This window comes from Microcella sp. (genome assembly GCF_046293215.1).
Classification (GTDB): domain Bacteria; phylum Actinomycetota; class Actinomycetes; order Actinomycetales; family Microbacteriaceae; genus Microcella.
The window spans coordinates 65906-83456 of sequence record NZ_JBKBPI010000006.1; the positions used below are offsets into that span (position 1 = coordinate 65906).

Below are 17551 nucleotides of genomic sequence, written 5' to 3' on the forward strand. Positions count from 1 at the left end.
CCATGACGCCTCCTGAGACGCCCGATACGACCGAGGCCGATAACGCCACCACCCTGCCCAAGTTCTCGCAACTCGGGCTGAGCGACGCCGTCATGAGCGCCCTGACCGACGTGGGCTACGAGACCCCCTCGGCCATCCAGGCCGCGACGATCCCCACCCTGTTGGCCGGTCGCGACGTCGTCGGGCTCGCACAGACCGGTACCGGAAAGACGGCCGCCTTCGCCCTGCCGATCCTGTCGCGCCTCGATGTGTCGCAGCGCACACCGCAGGCGCTCGTGCTTGCCCCGACCCGCGAACTGGCCCTGCAGGTCTGTGAGGCCTTCGAACGCTACGCGGCGCACCTGCCGGGTGTCAGCGTGCTGCCCGTGTACGGCGGGCAGGGATACGGCGTTCAGTTGTCGGCGCTGCGTCGCGGCGTGCACGTCATCGTCGGCACGCCCGGCCGCATCATGGACCACCTCGACAAGGGCACCCTCGACCTGACCGAACTGAAGTACCTCGTGCTCGATGAGGCCGACGAGATGCTCAAGATGGGCTTCGCCGAAGACGTCGAGACGATCCTCGCCGACACGCCCAGCGACAAGCAGGTCGCCCTGTTTTCGGCGACAATGCCCGCCTCCATCCGCCGGATCGCCCAGCAGCACCTGAACGACCCGGAAGAGATTTCCGTCAAGACGAAGACGACCACGTCGGCGACGATCACGCAGCGCTACCTCGTCGTGTCGTACCAGCAGAAGGTTGACGCGCTCACGCGCATCCTCGAGGTCGAGAACTTCGACGGCATGATCGTGTTCGTTCGCACGAAGAACGAGACCGAGACGCTCGCCGAGAAGCTGCGCGCTCGCGGCTACTCGGCGCAGGCCATCAACGGCGACGTGCCGCAGGCGCAGCGCGAGCGCACGGTCGAACAGCTGAAGAACGCGACGCTTGACATTCTGGTCGCCACCGACGTCGCCGCGCGCGGGCTCGACGTCGAGCGCATCAGTCACGTCGTGAACTTCGACATCCCGGTCGACACCGAGAGCTACGTGCACCGCATTGGCCGCACGGGCCGCGCCGGCCGCACCGGTGACGCGATCAGCTTCGTCACCCCGCGTGAGCGGCGCCTGCTCGACGCGATCGAGCGCGCCACTCGCCAGCCGCTCACGCAGATGCACCTGCCGACGATCGACGACGTGAACGCCACGCGACTCACCCGCTTCGACGACGCCATCACCGAGGCGCTCGGCAAGTCCGACCTGATCGAGACGTTCCGCGGCATCATCGACCACTACGTCGAGCACCACGACGTTCCCGAGGCCGACGTGGCCGCCGCGCTCGCGGTCGTCGCCCAGGGCGGCACTCCCCTGTTGCTGACGGAGGACGACATTCGCCCGCCGAAGATGCCCCGCGACGCTCGGGAGACGCGCGACGCAGGCGGTCGAGACGGCGGCCGGGATGCGCGCGGCGACTCCGAGCGCCCGCCGCGTCGCGAACGCCGTAACGGTCCGCCGCTGGCGCCGTACCGCATCGAGGTCGGCCGCCGTCACCGCGTCGAGCCCCGCCAGATCGTCGGAGCGCTTGCCAACGAGGGTGGGCTCTCGCGCGACGACTTCGGCGCGATCGACATCAAGCTCGACTTCTCGATCGTCGAGCTGCCCGCCGAGATGTCGACCGCGACGCTGAAAAAGCTCGCCGACACCCGCATCAGCGGGCGCCTGATCGAGCTGAAGAGTGACCGTGGCCCGCGCAAGAAGGACCGCGGTGGGTTCCGCGACCGCGACACCCGCGGCGGCGGGCCGCGCGACGACGACCGCGGCACCCGCAAGCCTCGCCAGAAGCGGCGCGACGGCTAGCGCGTCGGATGCGCTAGCGCGCGGTCTTCGGCCCGTCAATCCCCTCCAACCGCCTCGCCCCCGGGTGTACGGTTCGGTTCACTGCACGGCGATCCCGCTCGCAGTGACAAGGAGGCGTGACATGACCACCATCACCTGGAGTGTCGTACCGGGAGTTCCCCACCTCGCTCTCGTCGGGCGCAACGGCTCCGACGTCGTCGCGACGATCGAGACCGATGGAATCCTTCGCTACCGACTGATCACGGCAAACGGCACGATGCTCGGCCGCTATTCGAGCATCGGTGACGCTCAAGCCGCTCTGCATACCTATGAGATCGAGCGCGAACTGTGCGAGGGGCAGCTCACGTGAGCGGCCCCGCTATCGAGGAGTGGTGGCCCGAGCTGTCGATTGATGCGCGCCACGCGCTCAACGATGCGCTCGCCGATGACCCGAATCCTCGGTTGCCGGAGTCGGTGCGTGCCGAACTGGAGTCGATCACGGGCGACACCCGCGACGCCGATGACCGGATCAGCGACGACGAGCGCGACTTCATCGAGACCCAGCAGGAGCAGGTCGACTAGCGACCCGCGTCGGCGCCCCAGACGGCGCTGAGCAGGTCGCTGGCGGCCGAGTCTCGCACCCGTTGCCAATTGCGACCTCCGCGCTGCAGGGTCTGCACGACGGCAGCCGGTAGCTCGTCGTCGTCGAGCGGCCGTGCCCGCCACCGGCACGCGCGCACGTGCACAAGGTCGACCGCGTGGGCCTCGGCCGAGGTGTCGGGCGCGTACGGGCCGGCGAGGCGTCCGAGATAGATCTCACCGCGAGCATCCACGGTGATGACGAACGCGCCGTCGGGCGCGTCGGCGAACCGGTCGATGCGTCGTGCGAGGCGCTCCCGCTGCGCGGGGTCGGCACCGTCGATACGGTCGCCGATTCCGACGACCCCGATGGCGAGCGCGCGCGCGACGGCCGCCCCATCATCGGGGATGCTCGCCGAGCGTGACCGCATCGGCGCCCGGAACACGGGCACGACGCCGCGCTCGGCCGGGGTCGCGCTCACGGTCGCTCGCCCGGCATCAGGTGTCGCAGCCTCAGTCGGTTCCGGAGTCGAAGGCCGCACCCTCGCCGACCGCGTCGAGCGCGTCCAGGTCGGGCTCGTCGCCGAGGCCCGCGGTGATCGCTTCCGCCTCGCCCGCGGTCATGCGCCCGACGAGCTCGGCCGTCGGCCCGCCGATGAGGCGTTGCGCGGCATACTGCTCGAGGCGCGAACGCGAGTCGGCGATGTCGAGGTTGCGCATGGTGAGCTGGCCGATGCGGTCGGTGGGGCCGAAGGCGGCGTCACCGACGCGCTCCATCGAGAGCTTCTCGGCGGCGTACGACAGGGTCGGGCCGGTCGTGTCGAGGATCGTGTAGTCGTCGCCGCGACGCAGGCGCAGCGTGACCTCACCGGTGACGGCCGAGCCGACCCAGCGCTGAATCGACTCGCGCAGCATGAGCGACTGGGGGTCGAGCCAGCGACCCTCGTACATGAGGCGTCCGAGGCGACGACCTTCGGCGTGGTAGTTCGCGATGGTGTCCTCGTTGTGGATGCCGTTGAGCAGACGCTCGTAGGCGATGTGCAGCAGCGCCATGCCCGGGGCTTCGTAGATGCCGCGGCTCTTGGCCTCGATGATGCGGTTTTCGATCTGGTCGCTCATGCCGAGTCCGTGTCGGCCGCCGATCGCATTCGCCTCGCGCACGAGGGCGACCGCGTCACCGTACTCAACGCCGTTGATCGCGACGGGGCGCCCGGCGTCGAAGGCGATGCGCACATCCTCGGTCGCGATGTCGACCGTTTCGTCCCAGAAGCGCACGCCCATGATCGGCTCGACCGTCTCGAGCGAGACGTCGAGGTGCTCAAGCGTCTTCGCCTCGTGGGTGGCGCCCCAGATGTTCGCGTCGGTCGAGTAGGCCTTTTCGGCCGAGTCGCGGTACGGGAATCCGTGGGCGACGAGCCACTCGCTCATCTCTTTTCGCCCGCCGAGCTCGGTGACGAAGGCCTCGTCGAGCCACGGCTTGTAGATGCGCAGGCGGGGGTTGGCGAGCAGGCCGTAGCGGTAGAACCGCTCGATGTCGTTGCCCTTGTAGGTCGAACCGTCGCCCCAGATCTCGACGCCATCTTCCTTCATGGCCTGCACGAGCATGGTGCCGGTGACGGCGCGGCCGAGCGGCGTCGTGTTGAAGTAGGCCTTGCCACCCGAGCGGATGTGGAACGCCCCGCACTGCAGCGCGACGAGACCTTCCTCGACCAGCGCCGCCTTCGCATCGACCAGGCGGCTGATTTCCGCGCCGTATTCGGATGCTCGGCCCGGCACCGCGGCGATGTCCGGCTCGTCGTACTGGCCGAGGTCACCCGTGTAGGTACAGGGTACGGCGCCCTTGTCGCGCATCCACGCGACGGCGACGGAGGTGTCGAGACCTCCAGAGAAGGCGATGCCGACGCGTTCGCCGACGGGGAGGGACGTCAAGACCTTGGACACGGGGATCGAGTCTATCCAGTGGTGGGGTTGTACCCGTCCCGCCCCGCCCCGTCAACCCCTGGCCACCGGACCTCCAGGGGTGCCACAGTGATCGGTCATGACCACCCCTCTCCTGCCCACCGGTGACCTTGGGGTCACGAGCGCTGCCCTGCTGGCTTCCTGATGGGCCAGTTCATCTACGGCGGCTCGTCCACGAACAGCTTCGAGATTGACGACCGCACGCTCGCCCACCTGGAGATCGCGATCGGCACGAAGTTTCGCCGCAACGAATCGTTCGTCCTGACGCTGCGCGGTCGGGAACTGCCGGCCGGTAGCGGATACCGCGAGTTTTGGATGCATCCGGCGATCTGGATGCAGTTCCGCATCGATCGGCCGACCGCGGCACGCCCCATCAATCCCGCCTGGGTGGCGGCGATGGTGGCGGCCGCGTCGACCGAGCGAGGGCTCAGCCTCATTCGGGAGCCCTAGGGTTCGTGCTCGTCGCTGCTGTCAACCCCCTGCCCCTGGGTGCGTGAGGCGACGAGAGTCAGGGCATGACTTCCCCCACAGCGTGCATCCGACTCCGTGATCGACAGCGGTCGGGGGCCACCTGGTGAAGGCCGTAACGTGGCGAAGCCACCGCACCCTCGAGGTTGCGGAGGTGCCAGCACCGCGCATTGAAGCACCGACCGACGTTGTCATTCGTGTGACGGCGACCGCCGTCTGTGGCTCGGACCTCCACCTCTACGAACTGCTCGGCGCGTTCATCGAACCGGGAGACATCCTCGGCCACGAGCCGATGGGCATCGTGACGGAGGTCGGTTCCGCTGTGACTCGCCTGTCGGTGGGTGACCGTGTCGTGATCCCGTTCCCGATCGCGTGCGGCGCCTGCGCCATGTGCCTGCGCGGACTGCACACGCAGTGCGAAACGACGCAAAACCGCGACCACGGCATGGGCGCGTCGCTGTTCGGCTACACCTCGCTGTACGGCAGCGTGCCGGGAGGTCAGGCAGAGTTCTTACGCGTGCCGCTCGCCGATACGACCTCCATTCGCATTGACGGTTCTCTCCCCGACGAGCGTTATCTCTTCCTCAGCGACATCATTCCCACGGCGTGGCAGGCCGTGGAGTATGCCGCCGTCGAGCCGGGCCAGACCGTCATCGTGCTGGGGCTCGGCCCCGTCGGCCAGTTGGCGGCTCGTATCGCTCGCCTGCGCGGAGCTCGCGTGCTGGCCATCGACCCGGTGGCTGACCGTCGAGCGATGGCTGAGCGCCACGGCATCGACGTGTTCGACCGTGATCGCCTCGATGCGGTGTGGGAGGCCACCGGCTCGCGCGGCGCCGATGCCGTCATCGACGCTGTGGGTACGGAGGCGAGCGGGAACCCGTTCGTGAAGGCGGCGCAGGTGGTCACGGCCCGGCTGCCCACCGCCATCGCGAAGCCCGTACTCGAGGCGACCGGCGTCGACCGGCTGGCAGCCGTGCACGCCGCGATTGACCTCGTGCGTCGCGGCGGCACCGTCTCGCTCGTCGGTGTGTACGTGGGCGATGCCGATGTCTTGCCGCTCAAGACCATGTTCGACAAGCAGCTCACGCTGCGGATGGGTCAGTGCAACGTGCAGCGCTGGATCGACGAGCTGATGCCGATCGTCGAGGATCCAGCCGACCCGCTCGGACTCGATGACCTCATTACCCACCGTGGCACGCTCGAGGATGCGCCGCGGCTCTACGAGCTGTTCCAGAAAAAGGAAGACGGCTGCATCAAGGTCGTGCTCTACCCGCAGCCCTCGGAGGCAGTCGCGTGATCGCGGAAAACCGCGCCGAATCGCTGTGGCACGTCACGGCCACTCCCATCGAGACAGACGCGACCCTGCCCGACCGGGCCGACGTCGTAGTCGCGGGCGGGGGCCTCGCCGGGATCGCGACGGCCCTCGTGCTCGCACGCGCCGGCATGGAGGTCGTGGTCGTCGAGGCGGAGCGCGTGGGGGCGCGCACCACCGGCAACACCACGGCGAAGGTGAGCGCGTTGCAGGGCTCGGTGTACGGAAGCATCCGACAGCACAACGGCGACGGCGCCCTGCGGGACTACGCGGCCGCCACGGAGGATGCCCGGGCATGGCTGCTCGACGAGCTTGCGACGTCGCCCGACATCGTGGAAGAACGCACAGCTCTGACGTATGCCACCACCGAGGAGGGAATCGAGACTCTGACGGCGGAGGCCGATGCGTTGGCGTTGGCCGGCATTGGCGCCGAGTGGTGCTCGCCCCGCGGGGTCGAGCTGCCGTTCGAGGTGCGCGGCGCACTCCGCCTTGATGGTCAGCATCAGATCCACCCGCTTCGGGCACTCGCCGTGCTGACCGAACGGGCTCGGCGGGCTGGTGCGCGGGTCGTGGAACGCGCGCGTGTACGCGACCTCGACATTGACGCGGACGGCGTGCACGTGCACCTGGATGGGCACAGCATCCGCGCTGACCACGTCGTTCTTGCCACCGGCCTACCCATCCTCGATCGCGGGCTGTTCTTCACCCACGTCGTTCCGAGCCGGCAATACGTGGGCGCGTTCCGCGTTCCGGGCAGCACGCACCCCATGCCCATGAGCCTGTCGGTTGATCCCGTCGAGCGTTCGCTGCGCGATGCGCGCGGGCCCGATGGTGAACCGCTCGTTGTGGTCGGTGGCGACAGCTTCACAACCGGTCGTGATGACGACACCGCGGCTCGGCTCGCCGCGATCAGCGAGTGGACGACCGGCGTGTATCCGGGCGCCACCCTGACGACCTGGTGGGCGGCCCAGGACTACCAGCCCGAACACCACCTGCCCTTCGCCGGCGTCGTTCCGCGCACGTCGGGACGGGTCTTCGCCGCGACGGGCTTCGCGAAGTGGGGCATGACCGGAGCGATGCTGGCCGCGCGGGTCATCGCCGGCGAGCTCACGGCCGCACCCCTCCCGTGGTCGGAAACCTTCCACCGCCACCGCGGCTCCGCACGCACGCTCGCCAGCATCGTGGGAGCCAACGCCGCCGTCGCGAAGGAAATGATCGCGGGCTGGGCCCGGCCAACGCCGGCGGCAGACACGGCACCCGACGTCGAGCGAGACGGACTGGTGCCGGTGGCTGCTCCGTCCGATACGGCAGGCTGTGCTCTTCGCACGGTGTGCACACACCTGGGCGGAGTGTTGCGCTGGAACACCGCCGAGCAGTCGTGGGATTGCCCCTTGCACGGGTCACGGTTCGACCCCGATGGCCGCGTCATCGAGGGGCCAGCCACCCGTGACCTTTCTCGCACCGACCATTCGGTTAACGAGTAGTGTTCGCCAGATGGGGACCTTGTATTACGCAGGCAGTGAAGTAGCAATTCCGTTCGACGACCAAGCCTTGGCGCACCTGAAGGTGCTCGCCACGGCGAAGTTGCGGCGTGGCGAAAGCTTCACCGTGAGTTGGGCGCACCCGCCCGGCGAACGACCGGGCCGATCGACCATCTGGGTGCATCCGACTATTCCGTTGCGCTTCGTGTTCGACTCGCTCGATCAGCCGGAGCTCGACCGCGCGTGGCTCGAGAGCCTGTCCACCTCAGCAAACCTGTCGGGTGGGATCGTTATCGACTCCGAGCACGTGCAGCAAGACCACGACTCGGCGTAGCACCGGCGGCCGCGGCCGGCGCTGCCTCCTCCGGTTCGGGAACAATCCTGAGGCCCGTGGGCCCGCTCGCCTCACGGAAGAGCGTCTCTACCCAGGCCCGGTTGAGGCGCGGTTCGCGGCTGCCAAAGAAGTGAAACTGGATGGGGACGGCCGGGTGCACCCAAAAGCTGCGCCGCCCGCTGCCCTCCGCGGGTGGAAGGTCGAATTCGAACATGAAGGGTTCCGACCGGCGGAGCTTGGTGGTCATGACCATGCGCAGGTGGGCGAGCACCCGGTCATCGATGTCGACCGCGGTGGGCGGCACTCCGTAGATGAATTTCCCCATGGCGCGACACTACCCCCGAACGGGGGTAGACACCCAGGGCATCACGAACGAAACATTTCGCGCGTCGACATCGCCATTAGGGATGATCGCGCGCGATGTCATGCCGACCCACCCGCCGTCAACCCCCTCCCGCGACACGGTCATCCCGGGCATGTCGCGAAGCGTTCGCACGCGCGAGCCTAGAGACGGCACACGACGACGAGTCGGTACACGACCCGACGCATTGCGCGAGTCGCGAGCACCAGCACAGCACCCCGTCGCAACCAGTCGCGGCGCGACGTGGGGTCACCGAGGCGCATAAAGAATGACGCGCGGCGTTGCGCTCGGCGCGCCATGCGGCTGACCGCGCGCGGATAGTGACGCAGAACAACACGCTCATGGATGTTCGCACCGGCAAGCTCATCGGCGAGCGTTCGCGCCGCCCCCCACCCGATCGTCAACCCTTGGCCCCCGATGGGACTGACCGTCATCGCCGCGTCCCCCGCAATCACCACTCGACCGTGAACAAGTCGACGACGCCGGCGACTCTGCGCGGCAAAGACGGAGACGGAACCGCGGATGCTGCCGACCGACCGTCCGATGCGATCGTGCACGAGCATCCGGAAGCTGTCGGCGTCGAGCGGGTCGCCGCTCTCGCGCCAGGCCACCCAGCGGCGACGGTCGCCGGGCAGCGGAAACGACTCGACGACGCCGTGCGACGAGGCGATGAGCGCGACCGAGCCAGCCTGATCGTCGCTGGTCGCGTCCGCCTCCGCCATGGCGTACCAGCGCTTCGGACCGACCCGCCCAGCCGGGCCGGCGATCTGTTCACTGAGCTGCCCGTTCGTTCCATCGACGAGCACGGCGATCGCGGCGGAACACTCGCGGGTGCCCTCGCCCACGCGCGCACTCACGCGCACGGAGTTGCCCTCGTCGGTGACGGCGGTCACCGTCACGCCGCGCTGAAGTGCTCCGGGAGCAAGGGCGTGGAGTCGCTGCTCGAGCAGGTACTCGACACGGTCTTGGCCCAGCACGACCGGGCCGGCGAACGCTGGGGTGTCGAACGCGACACCCGCCCTCCGACCGTCGACCCCGATGAAGGCGCCGTCGGTCAGCGCAAGCGCCTCGGCGCGCACGGCGTCGCCGACCCCGACAGCGTCGAGCGCCTCGAGAGCCGCGGGATGGATGCCGAACGCCCGCGGGCGATCGGCAATGGCCTCGCGACGCTCCCAGACCTGCACCGTGAGGCCTCGATCGGCGAGCAGACATGCCAGCAGGAGGCCGTTGCCGCCGCCGCCCACGATGACAACGTCACACGACGGCTCAGGCATTGACCCGCTCGTAGCGAATCACGAGGCGCCACGGCACCCGGTAGTGACGAACCGACCAGCCGGGCGGAAGACCGGCGGCGAGCTCGCGCGGAGTGTGCGCGCGGCGGATGCTGATGAGCCCGTCGACGTGCAGGAAGGATCCGCGGAACAAGATCGGGTGCATCACGCGCATTCCGAGGTCGTAGCCGACATAGCCCAGGCGGCTTCGCGCGAGGTCGTGATGCACGGCGACCCCTCCCGGGGCGAGCAGCGCCTCGGAGTCGGCGAGCAGCGCACCCAGCTCACGCGCCTCAAGGTGGTGCACGACGTGGTTCGACAGCACGACGTCGAAGCGCTCGCCCTCGGCGACCAGATCGCCCGTCGTCGCCTCACGCAGCTCGAGACCCGCGGGCTGCGGCTGGGTGCGCGCCCAGGAGATCGCGCGCGAGTCTGGGTCGATGGCGACGACCTCGACGGGCACGCCGACCCGGGCTGCACGGGCGAGCAGAGCGCGCGGGAGGTCCGCTCCCCCGGTTCCCACATCGAGCACCCGCACCGGGTTTTCCGACGAGCGCCCGGCGGCACGTGGCGCAATGTCGCGGGCGAAAATGCCGGCGCTGTCACTGACCGCCGCGTTCAGCGTGGCGAAGTGGCGGTAGGTGAGGGCGAGCGCCTCGGGATCGCACTGAGGGTCGTCCATCAATTCACGAGCATCCGGTGCCCGGTGACGCAGGTCGATCACGGCAGAATTATCCGCTCACGACGGTCATGAGTGTCGACTCGACGGTGAGTCCCGGGCCGAAGGCGAGCGCGATGAGGCGATCGCCGGGTTCGGCATACGCCTCAAGATTGCGCTGCATCACGACAAGAACGGTCGCGCTCGAGACATTGCCGATCGTGCGCAGCACGTCGCGGGAGGGCGCGACCTGGTGCGGTTCGAGCCGCAACGCCTCCTCCACCTTGTCGACGATGCTGCGCCCGCCGGGATGCACGGCCCAGCGGGCGACCGACCCGCCGAGGGCATCGCCGTCGAGTGCGCGGGAGAGTCGCTCGTCGCCGGCAACAAGCGGACCGAGGGCTGCGGAAATGTGCTCGCCGATGATCTGCGGCACCGCGGTGGACAGCACCATGTCGAAGCCTTCGTCGCCGATCGTCCAGGCCATGTCGGCCTCGCCGACGGGGGTCACGGCGGTCTCGGACCGGTCGAGCTGCAGCCCACGCTCGCCCGCGCCGAGGGGCCGGCGCGTGACGATGCCAGCGACCCCCGCGTCTCCAAACAGAGAGTTGGCGACGATCACGTCGGGGTCGTCGCTCGCATGAAGGTGCAGCGTGCACAACTCGACGCTGACGACGAGCACCACGGCGTTGGGGTCGGAGTCGCAGAACTGGGCGGCCATGCGCAGGGCCGGCAGAGCGGCGTAGCAGCCCATGAACCCGAGGTGGTAGCGCTGCACGGCCGGGTCGAGACCGAGGTCACGCGCGATGAGGTACTCGGGCCCGGGGGCGAAGAACCCCGTGCAGGAGACGGTGATCACGTGCGTGACGTCGGCGGTGTCGATTCCGTCGGCGGCATGTATCGCGCGGCGGGCGGCCTCGACGAAAATCGGGCCGGCGGCGGCGATGTAGTGGTCGTTGCGGGCCTTCGTACCGGGCGCCTGCAACGCCCCCGTCGCGTCGTCGATGTAGGTCGGCGCTCCGTCGCGCCCGGTCGCGCTGTCATCGGCGAAGTCGGTGATGACCGTGTGCCGCGTGTCGATTCCCGACGAATCGAAGGCGGTGGCGACCAGCCGCTGCCCGAGCCTGCTGAGCCCCTCCTGGCGAGCAAAGATGTCGCGCACCCGCTGCTGCTCGATGACGGTCTCGGGCAGCACCGCGCTGATGGCGCGCAGAACCGCGCGGGGGTGGTGGTGGCTCATGTCGAAATGCTGTCAGACGGGCGGCCCTTCGCGACCGCTTTGCCAGCCCTCGCCCAGTCGTCTCGCGGTTTTCTGGCTCCACCCGGTGAGTGTGCTGTGGGCGTGGTGCACGTGTGTGCCGCCCGTCGCGGTCGCGCGGCACCCTGAAGCAGCAGACGAGCGAGGAGGGACCATCGTGCCCAACAAGGATTCGAACCCCAGCGTGAAAGACGAGGAGCTCTACGAGAGCCTCCGCAACGACGGCGCGTCCAAGGAGAAGGCGGCGCGCATCGCGAACGCTGCGGCGCGCGACGGGCGCGACGCGGTGGGCGCGCGCGGCGGCTCGAGCGGCTCGTACGACGACTGGACGGTCGACGAGCTCCGCGACCGCGCCAAAGAGCTCGGCATCACCGGCTACAGCGAGCTGCGCAAAGACGAGCTCATCGAGAAGCTGCGATCACACTAGACCGCGCGGCGCCCAGCTCAGCGCGCTCCCGCCGTTGCCACGACCGGCGGCAGCACGTGCCGCAGAACGTCGGCGAGCGTGACCACGCCAACCATCTCGGTGCCGCGCATGACGATCGCCAGCTGAACGCTATCGGCCTGCATCATCGTCAGCGCCTCATGCACGAGCGTGCCCGCCTCGATACGGTAGGCAGGCCGCGCGAACATCGACGCGGGCTCGGCGGGTTCTGCGAGAAGCGTGTCCCGCACGTGCACGACGCCCGGCACACCGTCGTCGTCTCCGTCATCGATGAGGATGCGCAGGTGACCGGTGCGGCGCGCGGTCGCCTGCACGTCCGCAACGCTCGCATCAGCGGCCGCGGTCGACGCCCGCGCCCCTGATCTGATGAGCGTCTCGACAACCATCGTCTGCAGGTCAAGCACGCCCGAGATCTGGCTGCGCACCTCCGGCTCGAGCACGCCCGCCTGCGCCGAGTGCTCAACGAGGTGGCGAATGGTGGCCGCGTCCTGCCCGCCGACCGCCGCGCGGTCCACTGGCTCGACGCCAGTCGCGGCAACCAGGCGGTTCGCAATCGCGTTAATGACCCGCAGCAGCGGGCGCAACACGGTGACGAATGCACGCGACGGCAGGCCGATGACCTTCGCCGACAACTCGGGGTGGGCGATCGCCCACGATTTCGGCGCCATCTCGCCGACGACGAGGTGCAGGAAGGTCACCACGAGGAGCGCAAGCACGAACGCAACGGTGGTGGAGACCCACTCAGGCATCCACCCGGTGAAGAGCGGTTCCAGTAGCGCTTCGACGCCCGGCTTCGTGATTGCACCGAGGGCGAAGGTGCAGGCGGTGATGCCGAGCTGCGCGACGGCGAGCATCATGGTGAGCTCGTTGACGCTCTTCAGCGCGGCTCGCGCCGACCGGCTGGTCGCTGCCTCTTCCTCGAGCCGGTGGCGTCGGGCGCCGAGCAGCGCGAACTCGATAACGACGAAGAACGCCGACAGCACGATCAGGCCGATCGTGATCAGAAGGATCGTCAGGGCGCTCATCGTGCATCCCCCTCGATGGATGCGCGCTCCGCGTCGTCGTCGCTCGCCTCGTCGGCGGCCACGATGTCGACGGGGCCCGTCGCGGCACGCTCGATGAGCCGTACGCGCAGCTCACTCGGCACGTGCCGGTCGATCTCGAGCACCTCGATCTCGAGGTAGCGGCGAACCGGATCATCGTCGACGAAGTCGCCGCCCTCGATGGGCAGCTCGACCGTGATCACCTCTCCGACGCCGGGGAGGTCGCCACGGGCCGCGATCACCATTCCCGCGATCGTCTCGTAGTCGCCGGCGGGCAGGTCGTGACCGATGGCGCGTTCCACCTCGTCGACGTGAACGTCGCCGTCCATGTTCCACTCGTCGTCGGCGACACGGTCAACGACCTCATCGAGCTCGGCGTCGTGTTCGTCAGTAATCTCTCCAACCACCTCTTCGGCGAGGTCTTCGAGCGTGAGCACGCCCGTGAATCCGCCGTATTCGTCGATGACGCAGGCGAGCTCATTCCGGGTGCCGGTCAGCTGCGCAAGCGCGTCGGGAAGCCGCATCAGTGTCGGCACGACGAGCGCCTCGCGCATGAGTTCGGTGACGGACCGGTCGCCTGGAAGCGGACTGCGCAGCAGGTCGGCCAGCTGCACGACACCGATCGGCTCTTCATCGTCGTTGACGACGGGGTAGCGTGTGTGGCCCGTCGCCATGAGCGCGCGCACCTCATCGATCGTCGCCGTCGGGCGAACGATGTCGACGTGCGCGCGAGGAATCATGGCGTGCTCGACGTCTTGGTTGGGGAAGTCGAGAATGCGGTCGAGGATGATTGACAGTCCCTCGGGCAGGTCACCGCTCTCGCGCGAGTCGTCGATGATGTGCTCGAGGTCGGCGGCAGACGCGCTCGTGTCGAGGTCGTGCACCGGCTCGATGCGCAGCAACCGCAGAAAGGCGTTGGCCGACTTGTCGAAGATCGTGATCAGCCAGCCGAACGCGGCGAGGTAGATCGTGGTCGAGCGGGCCATCAAGCGGGCGAGTGGCTCGGGATTCGCAATCGCCAGGTTCTTCGGGAACAGCTCGCCGAAGATCATCTGCACGACGGTGGCGACAACGAGCACGCCAACCGTGCCGACGGCGATGGCGAGACCACTCGAGACGCCCGCCCCGCCGAGCAGAACGCCCAGCGACTCGCCGATGAGCGGTTCGGCCACGTAACCGACGAGTAGGCCGGTCACGGTGATGCCGAGCTGAGCACCGGACAGCATGAATGAGGTGCGCTTCGTGACGGCGAGGGCGCGCTGCGCGGCCCGGTCGCCGGCCTCGGCGCGCGCGCCGAGCTTGACGCGATCGACCGACATGTACGCGAATTCTTGCGCGACGAAGTAGCCGTTCGCGGCGATGATCAGCAGGATGGCGACAACGCCGACGATGAGAAGAATGACGGCCTCGGTCACGGGGTCACCCCCGTCGGGCGTCGATCAGTGCGGGTCAGAGATGAACAGCAACTATGTCCAGGGTCGTCTTGCGACGACCCTGAGTGCGTGGTGCGATCCACGAGTGTTCGATTCCTCCAGCAGGAAAAAGTGGGTGGTGACCCTTCTCAGAATACGGGGATCGCTGAGAATTCGCCTCAGGCCGCCGTGACGGCTATCACGAAGACCTTCCGGATCGCTTCGTGGACGACCCAGGTGCCCACCCATCCTGCGGGCGTGACGAATAGGTCCCCGGGTTCCACATCGACCTCGTCGCCGTGTTCCGATCGCAGCGTGGCGCGGCCTGAAATGACGTAACAAATCTCATGGAAACCGTCGCGTCGCGCCGCGAACTCTCCGGGCGTCGCCTCCCAAATGCCGGTTTCCAGCGCACCTGAACTGTCACCAGTCCAGAGGTCGGCGCTCGCTTCGCGAACATCGCCAGCGAGCGATGTCGGTTTGGGCTCGAAGACACTGAGCGTGGCCGCGGGGGCGTTTTTCATGATGATGGTGATTGACACTGCCTTGTCTCCCGTCTGTCAGTCCACGTTGTCCGGTCTCTGCCTTACACGACTAGCGCCCGCTGATGAAGTCGGCGATCCGCGCGATGCCCGAGGTGCGGTTGAGGCCGTGGAACTCTGCTCGGTCGGCGTAGCGGTACGCGCCGTAAATGACCTGCGTGGCGACCCACCGCAACGGTTCGGGTTCCCACTTGCGCGTGCGCTGGCCGACCCATGGCAGTCGCGTGATCGCCGTGTCCGAGCCGGTGACGAGGTCGGCGAGGGTGCGGCCGGCCAGATTGGTTGCCGTAACGCCGGTGCCTACGTAGCCACCCGCCGCTCCTAGGCCCGTTGCCGTGTCGTACTGCACCGTGGCGCGCCAATTGCGGGGCACGCCGAGGACACCGCTCCAAGTGTGGGCGACGCCGACGTCGCCGATAACGGGGAACCACTCGCGCACGAGTGCAGACAGGCTCGACCAGGTCGACTCATCCGTCAACCCGTCCGCGTCAAAGCGGCTCGCCCAATGGTAGGGCGTGCCGCGGCCACCGATGGCGATGCGGCCGTCGGGGGTGCGTTGCGCGTAGGCGTATACGTGTGAGAGGTCTTCGAGGGTTTCGAAGCCCTGCCAGCCGATCTCGGCCCACATGTCATCGGTAAGCGGCTCGGTGATGATCATCGACGAGTTGAGCGGCAGCCAGTCGCGCTTCTTGCCGGGTAGCCGGGTCGTGAATCCTTCGGTAGCGCGCAGCACGTGGCGCGCGCGCACGGTGCCCTGCTCGGTGCGGGCCTCCCCCTCAACGATGTCGGTTACGCGCGTGTTCTCGTAGATGCGGACGCCGCGGCGGCGCACGGCATCGGCAAGTCCTAGCGCGAGCTTCGCAGGGTGGATGCGCGCGCAATGGGGCTGCCACAGCCCGCCCCGCGTCTCAGCGACGTTGACGCGGGCGCGGCTCTCGGCGGCACTCAGCTCGACGACGCCCTCCTCGGGCCACTTCTCGGCGTGGTCGACATATTTCGCGATGCGACGGCGTTGGGCCTCGTTCCGCGCGACGAGCAGACTGCCGCCCTTCGTCGCCTCAGCGTCGATGCCCTCACGCACGCAGACAGCGAGCACCTCGTCGACGGTCGCATTCAACTCGTGTTGGAACGCGCGCACCGACTCAATGCCATGCTTCGCCGCATAAGCGTCGTGCCCGCCGGTGATCGTGTTCGTCAACCACCCACCGTTGCGGCCAGACGCCCCGTATCCCACGCGGTGCTGCTCGAGCACAACGATCGACAGTGAGGGGTCGCGCTCGGCGAGGTAATAGGCGGTCCACAGGCCGGTGTAGCCGGCGCCGACGATAACGACGTCGGCCTCGGTGTCGGTTGCGAGCGGCTCGCTCACGGGCACATGACCGAGATCAGCCATCCAGAACGAGATGTCGCCGTTCTTGGCGGGTGCGGACGGTGTCATTGGCTATACAACTCGCAATTCGTGAGGGAGGCGGCTCATGGTGCGAGCGCCGTCGGGTGTGCACTCCACAGTCTCGCCGAGCTTGATGCCAAAACCCTCTTCGGGTAGATGCAGATTTGGCTCGACGGTGAATGACATACCCGGCGCAAAGACATGTGGATCACCCTTCACCATGGTCATCGGCTCGAGCCATCCCGGCGGATACGCGACGCCCAGTGAGTAGCCGATGCGGTGACACCGGTTCTTCGTGAGGTCGGCGGGCGTAAGAATTGCCGTGGCCGCGTCCTCAGGAAGATGCACGGGATTACCCGGAGCTGCCGCCTCGATGGCCGCGCGGTGCGCGGCGACGAGCGTGTTCGAGACATCGGCGACCCGTCGGGACGGTTCTCCGATCACCGCGGTGCGCATGAAGACCGCGTGGTAGCGATTGACGACGCCCGCGAGTTCGATGCAGACCACATCGCCGCGACTCAGGGTTCGACGTGACGCCATGCAGTGCACAAGCGCGCTGCGCTCCCCCGAAACGACCATCGGCGGGATGGCCGCGTGCTCTCCGCCGGCCTCCCCGAGTGCCGCAGCCGCGATGCCCGCCAACTGCACTTCGCTTACGCCGGGGCGAATCGCATCGAACACCCTCTCCATGGCGTAATCAGCGATCTCCGCTGCCTGTCGCTGGTACGCGAGTTCAGCATCCGTCTTGATGAGGCGTGCCGCTGGCACGATGTAACTGCAGTCCGTGAACTCGACAGCGGGGAACGCCTCGCGAATACGGCGGGCGGTCGACGGCAGCATCGTGAACGCATCGTCCTCGATTCCGATGCGGCCCGTGTCGACACCGTATCGACGCATTGTGCCGATGATTGCGTCGACGGGGTCTTCTTCCGAGATGTCGTAGAAGTAGCGCTCTTCCAACCACGAGCACGCGTCGACTCCGGGCTCCTCCGTCGTACGCGTCACGTAAATGGGCTGCTCGCCGTCGCGAGCGGGGATGATGAGGACCTGCGGCCAGAGGTAACCCACGGAATCGACGCCGGTCAACCAGTAGATGGCATCTGGAATCGAAATCAACATCGCGTCAAGCTGTTGATCGCGCATGCGGCGTTGCACGTCGGCGAGTCGCGCTCGGTACGTCGTCAGGGGAAAGGGCAAATGCATGGTCGGTCAGCTTTCTCGTTC

19 protein-coding genes are annotated in these 17551 nt (G+C 68.0%); 8 read left to right on the plus strand and 11 right to left on the minus strand.

Annotated features, from left to right (window positions below; all coding sequences use genetic code 11):
• Positions 1-2 precede the first annotated feature (2 nt).
• The 3 genes from ACK4SC_RS07000 to ACK4SC_RS07010 all read left to right on the plus strand — a co-directional run bounded on the left by ACK4SC_RS07000 (position 3) and on the right by ACK4SC_RS07010 (position 2396).
• Positions 3-1835, plus strand: a complete 1833-nt coding sequence (locus tag ACK4SC_RS07000; RefSeq protein ID WP_409616492.1) for a DEAD/DEAH box helicase — start codon at positions 3-5, stop codon at positions 1833-1835.
• Positions 1836-1956: 121 nt separating this feature from the next.
• A complete protein-coding gene (locus tag ACK4SC_RS07005) occupies positions 1957-2184 on the plus strand; it encodes a hypothetical protein (protein WP_409616494.1) in 228 nt (75 codons plus the stop codon).
• Complete coding sequence (locus tag ACK4SC_RS07010) at positions 2181-2396, plus strand: hypothetical protein (protein ID WP_409616497.1); 216 nt, start codon at positions 2181-2183, stop codon at positions 2394-2396. The genes ACK4SC_RS07005 and ACK4SC_RS07010 overlap by 4 nt, the downstream gene beginning before the upstream one ends.
• On the opposite strand, the gene ACK4SC_RS07015 is transcribed toward ACK4SC_RS07010, so the two are convergent.
• Both ACK4SC_RS07015 and argG read right to left on the minus strand, forming a co-directional pair.
• On the minus strand, positions 2393-2875 hold the full coding sequence (locus tag ACK4SC_RS07015; protein WP_409616500.1) for a GAF domain-containing protein: 483 nt from the start codon (positions 2873-2875) through the stop codon (positions 2393-2395). The genes ACK4SC_RS07010 and ACK4SC_RS07015 overlap by 4 nt on opposite strands.
• A gap of 31 nt (positions 2876-2906) precedes the next feature.
• Positions 2907-4334: an argininosuccinate synthase gene (argG, locus tag ACK4SC_RS07020; protein ID WP_409616502.1), complete on the minus strand. Its 1428-nt coding sequence runs from the start codon at positions 4332-4334 to the stop codon at positions 2907-2909.
• 162 nt (positions 4335-4496) lie between these two features.
• Between argG and ACK4SC_RS07025 the strand changes: the two genes are divergently transcribed.
• The 4 genes from ACK4SC_RS07025 to ACK4SC_RS07040 all read left to right on the plus strand — a co-directional run bounded on the left by ACK4SC_RS07025 (position 4497) and on the right by ACK4SC_RS07040 (position 7947).
• Positions 4497-4802, plus strand: coding sequence for an ATP-dependent DNA ligase (locus ACK4SC_RS07025; RefSeq protein WP_409616505.1), 306 nt, complete (start codon positions 4497-4499; stop codon positions 4800-4802).
• Between the two features lie 124 nt (positions 4803-4926).
• Positions 4927-6117: an alcohol dehydrogenase catalytic domain-containing protein gene (locus ACK4SC_RS07030; RefSeq protein WP_409616508.1), complete on the plus strand. Its 1191-nt coding sequence runs from the start codon at positions 4927-4929 to the stop codon at positions 6115-6117.
• The gene (locus tag ACK4SC_RS07035; protein WP_409616510.1) at positions 6114-7616 is read left to right on the plus strand and encodes an FAD-dependent oxidoreductase; all 1503 of its coding nucleotides are present in this window, start codon (positions 6114-6116) and stop codon (positions 7614-7616) included. The genes ACK4SC_RS07030 and ACK4SC_RS07035 overlap by 4 nt, the downstream gene beginning before the upstream one ends.
• A gap of 10 nt (positions 7617-7626) precedes the next feature.
• Entirely contained in the window at positions 7627-7947 is a 321-nt protein-coding gene (locus ACK4SC_RS07040; protein WP_409616513.1) for a hypothetical protein, read from the plus strand.
• Here ACK4SC_RS07040 and ACK4SC_RS07045 read toward each other — a convergent pair.
• From ACK4SC_RS07045 to ACK4SC_RS07060, 4 genes are all read right to left on the minus strand, one after another.
• Positions 7904-8272: an ATP-dependent DNA ligase gene (locus ACK4SC_RS07045; protein ID WP_409616516.1), complete on the minus strand. Its 369-nt coding sequence runs from the start codon at positions 8270-8272 to the stop codon at positions 7904-7906. The genes ACK4SC_RS07040 and ACK4SC_RS07045 overlap by 44 nt on opposite strands.
• Positions 8273-8451: 179 nt before the next feature.
• Positions 8452-9582, minus strand: coding sequence for an FAD-dependent oxidoreductase (locus tag ACK4SC_RS07050; protein ID WP_409616518.1), 1131 nt, complete (start codon positions 9580-9582; stop codon positions 8452-8454).
• A complete protein-coding gene (locus ACK4SC_RS07055) occupies positions 9575-10303 on the minus strand; it encodes a methyltransferase domain-containing protein (protein WP_409616520.1) in 729 nt (242 codons plus the stop codon). Before ACK4SC_RS07055 ends, ACK4SC_RS07050 begins: the two co-directional genes overlap by 8 nt.
• Before the next feature lie 7 nt (positions 10304-10310).
• Positions 10311-11477 carry a type III polyketide synthase gene (locus ACK4SC_RS07060; RefSeq protein WP_409616523.1) on the minus strand — a complete coding sequence of 389 codons (1167 nt, stop codon included), beginning with the start codon at positions 11475-11477 and terminating at the stop codon, positions 10311-10313.
• A gap of 175 nt (positions 11478-11652) precedes the next feature.
• Here ACK4SC_RS07060 and ACK4SC_RS07065 point away from each other — a divergent pair, with 175 nt between their 5' ends.
• Complete coding sequence (locus ACK4SC_RS07065; RefSeq protein WP_409616525.1) at positions 11653-11922, plus strand: Rho termination factor N-terminal domain-containing protein; 270 nt, start codon at positions 11653-11655, stop codon at positions 11920-11922.
• A gap of 17 nt (positions 11923-11939) precedes the next feature.
• Here the strand turns inward: ACK4SC_RS07065 and ACK4SC_RS07070 are convergent, their stop codons facing one another.
• The 5 genes from ACK4SC_RS07070 to ACK4SC_RS07090 form a co-directional block, all read right to left on the minus strand.
• Positions 11940-12965: a CNNM domain-containing protein gene (locus ACK4SC_RS07070; protein ID WP_409616528.1), complete on the minus strand. Its 1026-nt coding sequence runs from the start codon at positions 12963-12965 to the stop codon at positions 11940-11942.
• Positions 12962-14398 (minus strand): hemolysin family protein, encoded by a 1437-nt coding sequence (locus ACK4SC_RS07075; protein ID WP_409616531.1) that lies wholly within the window; start codon positions 14396-14398, stop codon positions 12962-12964. The genes ACK4SC_RS07070 and ACK4SC_RS07075 overlap by 4 nt, the downstream gene beginning before the upstream one ends.
• Positions 14399-14574: 176 nt before the next feature.
• Positions 14575-14937 (minus strand): cupin domain-containing protein, encoded by a 363-nt coding sequence (locus ACK4SC_RS07080; RefSeq protein ID WP_409616533.1) that lies wholly within the window; start codon positions 14935-14937, stop codon positions 14575-14577.
• 52 nt (positions 14938-14989) lie between these two features.
• Entirely contained in the window at positions 14990-16375 is a 1386-nt protein-coding gene (locus tag ACK4SC_RS07085; RefSeq protein WP_409616536.1) for an NAD(P)/FAD-dependent oxidoreductase, read from the minus strand.
• 3 nt (positions 16376-16378) lie between these two features.
• Entirely contained in the window at positions 16379-17530 is a 1152-nt protein-coding gene (locus tag ACK4SC_RS07090; protein WP_409616539.1) for a M24 family metallopeptidase, read from the minus strand.
• Positions 17531-17551 lie beyond the last annotated feature (21 nt).